Origin of the sequence: Peristeroidobacter agariperforans, from assembly GCF_004138335.1 — a bacterium.
Lineage (GTDB): Bacteria > Pseudomonadota > Gammaproteobacteria > Steroidobacterales > Steroidobacteraceae > Steroidobacter > Steroidobacter agariperforans.
This window is the reverse complement of the sequence record NZ_RYFW01000002.1, coordinates 877736-887953: the sequence shown is the minus strand read 5'-3', so window position 1 is coordinate 887953 and position 10218 is coordinate 877736. Positions and strand designations below refer to the sequence as shown.

Here is a 10218-nt window from a genome sequence, read left to right as displayed (position 1 = left end):
TCCTGGAAGTATCACGGCGCCTGTGACGAGCTGAGCAACACCGGCTTGGCGTTCTTGTAACGATCGGTCTTCATCACCTCGCGCATCGCTTTGATCTGGCTGCCGATCACCTCGGGCATCGCGAGGTTGGCCAGCACATACGGCAATCCGAGGTCCATCTCCGACACGGACTCGACATCCACACCGTCGGTCACCGGCGTCAGCGTCCAGTTGTTGCTCAAGTGAACGACGCGAGGAATGTCCCCCTCGCGAGGAATTCGGTTCGGGGCCGCATAAATATTGATGTGGTACTGGTTGGTCTTGGTGTCTTCGTAGCACTGGTTCAACAGCACCACTTCGACCTGGCCGAAGGGCTTCGGCAAGGTGAGCTTGTAGGTGTCATAGGCGTAGAACAGCGAGGGGGTCGAGATCTCCTCGATGCGCTTGATGTCAAAGGCGCCGAAGTCCTTGCCGGTATCCAGATCGGTCAGCATGAACAGCACTTCGGGCAGCTCCGAGTCGAAGCGCACGTTGACCTTGTATTTCATCAGGCTGTACCCCGGCGACTTCAACGCCGAGATCTTGATCCCATCCTGATCGCTGACCAGTTTCCATTCGTTCGACCCGGAGTTGGTCCACGCCAGGTGGGCGCCGAACAGCGCGATCAGCACGGCGCCGAGCGACAGGCAGACACGTTTGAGCAGTTTCATTCGGCAGCTCCCTCAAAGTGATTCCTGCAGACTGGAGGTCAGCGCCTGCGGCGGGCTGCCAGGCTCTTCGACGGAGATGAGCCGCGCCTTCTGATACTTCTCCGTCAGCACCAGCTTCTTGTGATAGCTGAGGTCGTTGAACAAATACTCCGGCATCGAAAGATTGGCGAGCGGATATAGCAGCCCCATGTCCACGTCCAACGTGATCTCCCAATCGATCAAGCCGTTCGCCAGGGGCGTCAGGCGAAAGATGTTGTTCAAATGGGTGACCCGCGAAGTGTTCGGGCTCGGCGGCGTGCGGCCGGGCGCGGCCTGAACATTGATCTCGACCTTCTTGGTCGCCTTGTCCTGTGCATAGTTGAGCATCACGACCATTTCCTTGGTGCGAAACGGCGGCGGCATGGGATGTTTCGCCGAGTAGCAAGCCATGAACAGCTGCGGCGTCTCGATGCGCTCGACAACTGTGAAATCCTTGCCGCCGAAGTCGTCGGAAGTGGACTCGTCTCCGCGCAACAGAAACACTGCGCTGGTGAGACTGGTCGCCACCTGCATATCCGCTTTGACTTTCAGTAACGTGGAGCCTGGCGTCTTGAGGGTGTACACCTTCACGCCGTTCTCGTCCTTCTTGAGCTCCCACTCATTCGACCCGGAGTACTTCCAGGAGAAATGAGCGGTCGTCAAGGCGACGGTCAGGGTCACGACGGTGGGCACGAAGGCTTTGCATATCCCCCGCCCGATCTTGGCAAATAGAGCTTTCATGGTTCCCTTCCGAATGGAACAGTGCGAATGGACGATGGCTAGCTGCTGTCAGCGGCTGCGCATGCGAGCCACGACTTCGAATCGTCGCGGACCTCGGGCTGGCGGGACCTGGAGTGAGGTCGTGAGGTGCCTGGCGAGGCGATTGGCCAGACAGATGAGCGTGAAGGTCGGCGTGATCATCACATCCGACATCAACGAATGATCGCAGACATAGAGATTGCCGATGTCGGTCTGCATGTTCTCATCGACATGCTCTTTGATCCGGATCGTGCCGCCGGGGATGCCGGCCATCAGTTTGGTGCGAAAAATATTCTTCGCGCCGGCGTTCTCCAATATCTTTACCGCGATCTGCTCCGCTTCCTGCAGCTTCTGCAGCTCCGCGGGCGTCAATTGTTTGCGGTAGCTGCCATCCTTGCCGACCTCGCCGCCCAGCGAGTCATAGATCAGGATCCCCATCGACAGGATGTTCGAGAACGAGAACAGATAGCGCCACTTCAGATTGGCCAGCATGACGAGCTTGAACAACAGCGAGCTCATGGCGCCGTCGCCCAAAGAGAACCCCTTGCCCAACTCGATGTCCTGATTGCCCACGAACGTATCGGTCGCGCCCAGGCCGGGCACGGTGCCGCAGACCATGTACGCCGGCTTGCAGAAGAAGCCGCGATCGCCGATGTTTTTGATGCCGCAGTCGATGAGCAGCTTAGGTGTAGCAAGCGCTCCGGCGCTCAACACGATACGCTTGCCTCGCGCCGTGCAGAGCTTCGTGCGCATGAAGCCCTGCTTGTGCTTGTACTCCACACCGGTGGCCCGGCCGCCTTCGACCAGCACTCTGGTGACGGTCGCCTGCGTGATCAGCGTCGCGCCAAAGTCGACTGCCTCCTCGACGTACGCCTTGGCTTTCCAACGAGCGTCGTACGAGTACTCACCCGATGCGCACTTCGATGCATCGACCAGCATCAGGTTCTTTTTGAACTTGTAGCCAAGTTCCGCTGCGCTCTTGCGCAACACCAGGGATTGCGGCGACAAGAACTCATCCGGCAACTCGGCAATGGGCAGTTCCCTCTTCGCCTCTGCCACTTCAGCCGAAAGATCGATGCCGAGGCTCGAGTACGTATCCGCGGTCGGCAGCTTGCAGACGCCGAAGTACAGGCTGGTCGAGCCACCTACCGTGGCCGCGGCAGCCGCCTTCAAGTCGTCGCCGACGGAATATTCCTTGGTGATCGCGGCCATCGACCCGAACGATTCACGCAGCACACTGTCCCGACCCTGCTCGAGAATGAGCACCTTTTTATTCCGTCGCGTGAGCTCGCGCGCGAGAGTCGCGCCGCAGGTGCCCGATCCCACGATAATGACGTCATATTCCCGACCGGACATGTTCGTCTCCCAGGTTTGGCTTACAGGTCTCGGGCCTTGATCCACGCGACGGTGTCGCGCAACGTTTCGGTCAGTGGCCGCGGCTGCCAGCCGAGCTCGGCGCGAATCTTCTCGTCGCAATACATGTACGGCTGGCCAACCAGCTCGACGGGCATGCCCGCTTTCTCGGCCAGCTGCCTCGCTTCAGCGACAGTCAAGGTGCGCTCGGGCAGCACCATGTCTGGCTCGATCTCCTTCAGCGCCGTCATCAGGTCGCGAACATTCGTTCCTGTGACCAGATACCGCCCCGACGCGTTCTTGCTCTCGAATGCACGGATATGAGCGTCCGCCACGTCACGCACATCCACGACCGAGAACTGCATGGGCAAGCGGAATGGGACCTGGTTGTTGATGCACGCACCGACGTTGATCGTGCTGGGCGTGTGTTTGTAGAAGTTCGGACCCAGCACGACGCTGGGACAGAGCGCGACCAGATCCAGCCCCTGTTCCTGAGCGTAGTTCCACGCGGCTTGCTCGCTTTCGAGCTTGGAACGGCAGTAGGGATCCGCCGGATCGCTCCAGCTCTGCTCGGTCAGCGGCCGATCCTGCGTTCCGCCGAAGCCAACGGCAGCAATACTGCTGGTGAATACGACGCGCTCGACGCCGCAATCGCCGGCAGCCCGCAGTACCACCTGGCTACCGGCAGTGTTGTTTGCAACGATGCCTTCGCCGAGGCTCTGCTCATCGTAGTTGTAGAGCGCGGCGACCTGGAAAACGCCGCTGACGCCCTGCATGGCCCTGGCAATGGCCGCTTCGTTCCTGATGTCGGCCTGGTACAGCTCGATGGGATAGCCAGCGAATATCTCCGCTGATCGCACTTCATCGGGATTGCGTACGGTGACGCGAACTTCATAGCCGCGCTCGCTGAGCGCCTTGGCCAAGGTGTTACCGACATGGCCGTTGCCGCCGGTGACCAGAACTTTCTTAGGCTCCATTGACCTTTCCCAGCAGCAGTTCTTCCCGAGCGGCGCTGTTGCTCACCGCTTTAGCTTTGGATTCCAGTTGCGCCCAGCGCCGGTACTCGGAAATCCTGGCCATGAACCCGCAGTCTTCCCGGCTCCAGCGAGCGAAATACGAGTCGATCAAAGCGCCCCATTCGGGCAGCGACAGTCCCAACGTTTGCAACGAGCGCCGGAAATTGTCCTGAGCGAACGGGAAGATCACGGAAAAGTACGCATCCATCATCTTGCGACTGCGCACCGACCCTTCCGCGTCGCGTAGCACGCACTCGAGCACGAAGCCGTTCACGGGATTGATGGAATGAATGAACCTGACGAAGTCATAGCATCGTGACAGGTAGGCGGCGCGGGTCACCGGCGCGAATTGCAGCCCGTGGTGTTGCGCCTGGCGATACATGTTGGCGAAGCTGTAGGGCTTCAGATGGGTCGCGTGCAGAATCGCATTCCACAACTCCGGCTTGTTGCCCGTGTTCACGATCAGCCGAGCGGCGAAGTCGACGGGCAGCATGTCGAGCACATCGTTCGACACCTTCTCTCTGCACCCGACCGCCAATCTCATCTGCAGCAGACGGTGCACGATGTCATCGGTCTGCCCGAGCCCGGTGCGGGCCGAGCCGGACAGCTCGCCGAACCGGTAAATCACATAGGGAACGCCGCTCTCGGCGGCGCGCCTCAGCAGCGCTTCCTGTACCCACTTGGACTGGCCGTAGCCGCCGTACACTTGCGCGCCGGCCTCGACGAAGTCCTCTTTCTCGTAGATCGAGAACTCTTCGCCGATCTTCAGCGCGCAGCCGGCGATGCTGGAGACGAACTGGATCATTTTCAGCCGATCGCTGCTGGCGAGGCGGATGATCTCCTTCATGCCGAGCGTGGAATCGCGGAAGGTTGCGTACCCTTCGATATGGTTCACACGCGCGGAGGCGTGCACAATCTGCTGCCCCTCACGGGCACACAGCGTCCAATCTTCCGCTGACAATCCGAGTTTCGGTTCGCCGATGTCCCCGCACACCACGGTGATGCGCGACTCGTCGATATCCAGTTCGAACTTCGCAGCCTGCTTCAGAATGCGCTGCAGCCCCTGCTCCTTGGACGCCGCGCGCACCAGGCAGTAGGCAGTCACATCTGGATCTGCACCTAAGAACTCGGCAAGCACATGGATGCCAAGGAACCCGGTGGCGCCGGTCAGAAACAATCGTTGCGCCTTCCCTGGGTGTGCGGGCATGAGCGCCTTCAGGTCGCCCAGCGCGAGATCGGCATTCGCATCGTGGACGTGCAGAGGAATGTGAGACGATGCCGGGACCTGTGTCGGCTCGGCTTTCCTTCTCAGCGGCACGACCGTCTCGCCCTCCTCGACGGTCGATCGCGTGACGGTCAGCTTCTCGAAGGCTGAGCCGTAGCGCTGAGCCAGCAGTTCCGCAAACGATCGGATGGTCGTGCACTCGAAGAAGACGATCGGTGAGAAATCTTCGTCGACGCCAAGCTTGATCGACTGGGTGATCTCCGCCATGTCCAGCGAAGTGATGCCCGTCTCCATCAGATGGCGGCTGTCCTCGATCTCTTCGATACCGATGCGCAGTTGGCTGGCGATCAGATGCCGCACGAACAGCCGGACCCTGTCTTCCAGGCCCAATTTGAGGCCTCCAGCCGGCGAGGACTCGGCGCCGAACGAGAAGTGATATTTCTCGGTTCGCCTGATCTTGGCGACAGGTTCGGCATCGACAGGCGTCACCGGCATGTCCGGCTGGGCTTCCTGCTGCGTGAGCCAGTAGCGCTGGCCTGCGAACGGATAAGTAGGCAGCGAGACCTTCCTTCCTGCCTGCGCGATAGCCAAGCCCCGCCATTCCGGTATCACACCGTCGCACCATAACCGCGACAGGCGCCGCGGATCGCCGCTACGAACCAAAAGCTCGATGAACTCCTGCTTCTCAGTGGCATTCAACAGCCCGGTGACACTCGCGGCATTCTTCACGCAGCCGCTCGTCACTGCGTCCTCATGTCGCCCCTGCAGATAGGCGTCGAGCTTGTTCGCCAGATCGTGCAGATCGCTTGCGAAAACAACCAGGCGAAAATCAAAGGACTTTCGGCCCACCTGCAATGTATGCGCGACATCGTCAGCGTCATAGCCAGGGCGCTTGCTGAGGAAGCCATGCAAGCGAACGGCTGCTTCGCGCAGCTGTATCCCACTCTCCGCTGACAACGGGAAAATCCGATCGCCGCGACCGTTGAGCTGATCGATTCGAGGTGCATGCTTGTATTCCTCGAGAACGACATGAGCGTTCGTTCCGCCCGCGCCGATTGCACTGAGTCCGGCGCGCCGTGGAAGGCGCACGCCATCCAGTTCTCGCGGCGCCCACTCCTCCACTCGCTGTTGGACATAGAACTGCGATCCGGCGAAGTCGATGCCTTCGTTCAGCTCGACCGAGTGCAGCGAAGGCACCAGCGTGCGATGCTTCATCTGCAGCAGCACCTTCTGCATACCGACGATGCCTGACGCCGCTTCCAGATGGCCGATGTTTGTCTTTACGGAGCCAATGGGACAGCTCTGCTTCGCGACGCCGTGTTCCTGATAGGCGCGAGTGAGTCCGGCGATCTCGATGGAGTCACCGAGATCCGTGCCGGTCCCATGTGCTTCGATGTAACCGATGCTGCGCGCATCGATATCGGCGCGCTGTAGGGCCTTCAGTATCAGCTTGCTCTGCGATTGCGGACCGGGAACGGTGTAGCCGCTGGTGCGACCGCTGTGTGTGACGGCCACGCTCTTGATGACGCCATGGATGTTGTCGCCGTCGGCGATCGCTTGATCCAGCCGCTTCAGTAACACCGCCCCGACGCCTTCGCCGGAGACGTAGCCGTTCGCGCCCTTGCCGAACGAGCGACACACGCCGTCGCGAGAGAAAGACCCGCCCGCCGAGTTGAGGTCGAACTTGGCCCGGTGCAAATCGAGGTTCACGCCGCCGACGAGGGCCGCGAAACATTCGCCGCGTCGAATCGCTTCGCAAGCAAGGTGCAGCGCCGTCAAGCTCGCGGAACAGGCAGTGTCGACGGTCAAACTCGGGCCCGAGAAGTTCATCCAGTGCGAGACGCGGTTAGCAATGCTCCAGAAGAAGGAGCTTGGATTGACGAGGTTTCCGCCGATGCGCTCCTCGAGCCCGAGCAATTGGTACATCGACCACACAGCGCCGACGAACACGCCGACTTCTCGGCTGCGCTCGCGAATCAATGATTCAGGGTAGTAGCCCGCGTCTTCCAGCGTTTCGTAGGCGACTTCGAGGAACAAGCGCTCCTGCGGATCCAGGACCTGCGCCTCGCGCGCCGAAATGTTGAAGAAGCGAGCATCGAACTTGTCGACGTCCGCGATGAATCCGCCCCGATACTTCTCGCCACCTTGGCTGGGCGAGCGAAGGGCCAGGCGCGCGTCGGAAATGGACTCGATGCAGTCCTTGCCTGTCACTAGGCTCTGCCACAGCTCCTGCAAGTTGTTCGCTTGCGGATAGCGCCCCGCCATGCCGACGATAGCTATGTCCTGAGTCGGAACGTCACGCGATGACCCCGGCACTGTCTGTTCCGCGGGAGCCGGGACGATCGGCTCGCGCGGCGACGAAGCGATCGAGCTGACGATCCGCCCCGATGCATTGTGATACCTGACGAGCTTGTATCGGCCGTGAATATCGCCCACGGAGTCGGCGGAGTCTTGCACCGAAGCGAGCTCAGGGATGTTGCTGCGCTGAGCGAACAGCTCGACCAGCCTCTCGATGATCGAGTCGACCTGCTCCATCGACAGCCCAACCGGAATCGCCAGGCGAACCAGATCGTTGATCGCCGTGTTCCTCTGCATCCCGGCGTTGTGCGCGCCTCCACGAATGCCGGTGTTGAGGAACAGCCAGGCCAGAAACGATGCAACGGGATGTTTGAAGTCCCGGAACTCGGGCACTTGCTTGACATCGATCAAGATGCAATGCGCCCCGGCGGGCTGCACGACTGGAATGCCCTGCTCCTTCAGCGCGTCCCAGATCCGTCGCACGGACTGCTTGCGACGCGATGTCTGGCTCTCGATGTACTCGCGCCTGCGGAGGGCCAGCGCGAGCTGCTTCCTGTCGACACCGCTCAACCCGCAGCCTTGCGCGCGGATGCGATCCTGCACCTGCTGGAACAACTGCCCGTCGTTGACGGCGATCAGCCCGCCAGTCACACAGAAGTTCTTACCAAAGCTCAGCAGGACGGCGTCGGCATATCCCAGAATCTCGCGGACTACGCTCCAGAGCGTTCTACCGGCGTAACCCGGCTCGTTCTCGATGACGAAGTAAGCGTTCTCGATGATCCTCGTGCCGTCCAGCACCAGCGGAATGGACGCGTCTTTGACAAGTTGCTTGACCCGCTTCAGATGCTCGATCGAAACAGGATGGCCGCCGGCTGCGTTGTCGCTGACCTCGATGCACACATACGCGACCGCCGCTGGATCTCGCGATACTTCCCTTTGCAGCGCCGCCCAATCCATGTCGCCCTTGTACAAGTGCGACGAATCGAGCCGAAACACTTCCGCGTGCGGCAGCTCTGTCGGCACCAGGGCGTTGTCCATCTGGTGAAAGAGCGTCGTAGGAAACAACAGGTTTTGCAGAACGACGCCCTTGCGCGGCCAAACGCTACAGAAAACGCTCTCGGCCGTCCGCCCGGACGTGGTCAGGGCGAAGTGAGCGAACGGAAACAGATCGGCCAGCGTCGCGCCGAGATCGACACGTTGATTCAACTGCGCGCTGAGGAGCCTGCGCTGATTGTCGATCGCCGGCAGGCGCAGCTGCGCCCACGAATCCGTCTTCAGGTCGAACTCGACCTGCTGCGGCAACAGATTGAGCGGGTTGAAACCGCACTGGAGCAGATCGGCAGATCGCGCCTCGCCTTCGATGATCAGCGCGTTCTCGACAACGGCGGCAGTGTCGGCGCCCAGATGATTCTCGGCGTCCGACGTCTGCATCTTCATCGGGTCTGCGATCATCATGATGATGTCGAGAACTTCATCGGCGTTCGGCTGGCCCTGCGGCCGGCACAAGTAGATGGGCTTGTTCTCCGGCCGGAACTTGTTCTTGAACTGCAGATTGCCTTCGTCATTGAAGATGTTCTGCATGCGCAGATCATCCAGGATCTTCTCGACCGCGGCGTCCGGAACGCTCGAGTCGCCGAGCTTGCAGCCGTAGGTGCCGCCCAGGCTCAACACATCGCAACCTTCGGCAACCAGCCGCTCGACGATCTTGACGATCGTGAACTCCAACCCGCCCAGCGGCATGCTGTCTGGATAGAACTCCAGATCCATCAAATAGCCGTTCTGTTCGGCAGCCAGCGGCGAGATCAGGATCGCGTTCTGGAGCACGTCATCCAGATAGGTCACGAAGATGCGATGCTTCGGATCCAGCGTGCCGGCGAGGATCTCGTCTTTGACGATGTGAATGAGCGGATTGACCATGGTACGCGCCGCGCACCATTGATCGATGACGGTGGCGATGGCACGAGCCACGCCGTCGTTGGAGCCGCAGCGAAATTCTTCGGTACGACAGTTGCCGGCCTTCTCGAACTTCGAGACCTGATAGCGCAGCCGGCGCATGGCCTTGCCGTCGAGCGTGAACTGCTGCAATCCCAGGACGCGTTGCAGAGCGCCGAACGGTGTCGAAGTGAACGGGATGCCGCAGATCGACGGCGTCTCTTCGTCGTACACGATGTTGACGCTGAGCTTCCGGCTGGCGCAGTGCTCGTACAACTCCTTCGCGAGCGCCGGGAAGTAATCTCTCGGGCCGGTGTAGGTGTAGGCAAGGATGATGTCGTTGCTGCGGCTGTAATGGAAAAAGCCGCGACGCTCGCTGCCGATGAACAGGTTCGGAGCGATGTTCCTCGTGCCGCGGGACACCGATCCCTCGTTCTTGTATTGCTCGAAGATGTTTCGAACAACCGGCCCGAGCTCCGGATGCGTGCAGGCATCGCTCTCCAGCATGAGGACAGGCTGCGCCGCGGGCCGCAGCTTCACCCGTTCCGCAGATTGCTTCGGCGTTACGACAGGCTCAGGAGCCGGCGCGCACTCTTGGACGGGCTGTTTCAACTGCGACGACAACCGGGCACGCAATGTTTGCTCGTGCCTGGCGACGAAGTACTGCGCCAGGTCGGCGATGTTGAAGTTCTCGAACAGCAGGGTTTTCGGCAGCCGGCCGAAGTCCGCTTCCAGCGCCTTGATGATCTTCAGGACGCGAAACGAATCGATGCCCAGCTCGCCGAACGGCGCCGTCGACGCAAAATCCGCGCTCATCGAGCCGACCGCCGTCCGTACCAGCGACTTCAGATAGGACTCGGTCAGCTCAACCAGCTGCTCGTTATCGATCATGGGGATGCTCTCGATGGAGGCTCGATCCGGAGTCGAG

Annotated in this window: 5 protein-coding genes; all 5 read right to left on the bottom strand. The window is 60.7% G+C overall.

Features of this window, described 5'->3' with window-relative positions:
* Positions 1 to 11: 11 nt before the first annotated feature.
* Genes EK373_RS17860 through EK373_RS17840 form a run of 5 tightly spaced genes read right to left on the bottom strand, consistent with a single transcriptional unit; the run spans position 12 to position 10181 of the window.
* Positions 12 to 689 carry an SRPBCC family protein gene (locus tag EK373_RS17860; RefSeq protein ID WP_129645079.1) on the bottom strand — a complete coding sequence of 226 codons (678 nt, stop codon included), beginning with the start codon at positions 687 to 689 and terminating at the stop codon, positions 12 to 14.
* Between the two features lie 12 nt (positions 690 to 701).
* Positions 702 to 1448 (bottom strand): SRPBCC family protein, encoded by a 747-nt coding sequence (locus EK373_RS17855; protein ID WP_129645078.1) that lies wholly within the window; start codon positions 1446 to 1448, stop codon positions 702 to 704.
* A gap of 48 nt (positions 1449 to 1496) precedes the next feature.
* The gene (locus EK373_RS17850) at positions 1497 to 2822 is read right to left on the bottom strand and encodes an FAD-dependent oxidoreductase (RefSeq protein WP_129645077.1); all 1326 of its coding nucleotides are present in this window, start codon (positions 2820 to 2822) and stop codon (positions 1497 to 1499) included.
* 20 nt (positions 2823 to 2842) lie between these two features.
* Entirely contained in the window at positions 2843 to 3796 is a 954-nt protein-coding gene (locus EK373_RS17845; RefSeq protein ID WP_129645076.1) for an NAD-dependent epimerase/dehydratase family protein, read from the bottom strand.
* Positions 3786 to 10181, bottom strand: a complete 6396-nt coding sequence (locus EK373_RS17840; RefSeq protein WP_198683407.1) for a beta-ketoacyl synthase N-terminal-like domain-containing protein — start codon at positions 10179 to 10181, stop codon at positions 3786 to 3788. The genes EK373_RS17845 and EK373_RS17840 overlap by 11 nt, the downstream gene beginning before the upstream one ends.
* Positions 10182 to 10218: the final 37 nt, after the last annotated feature.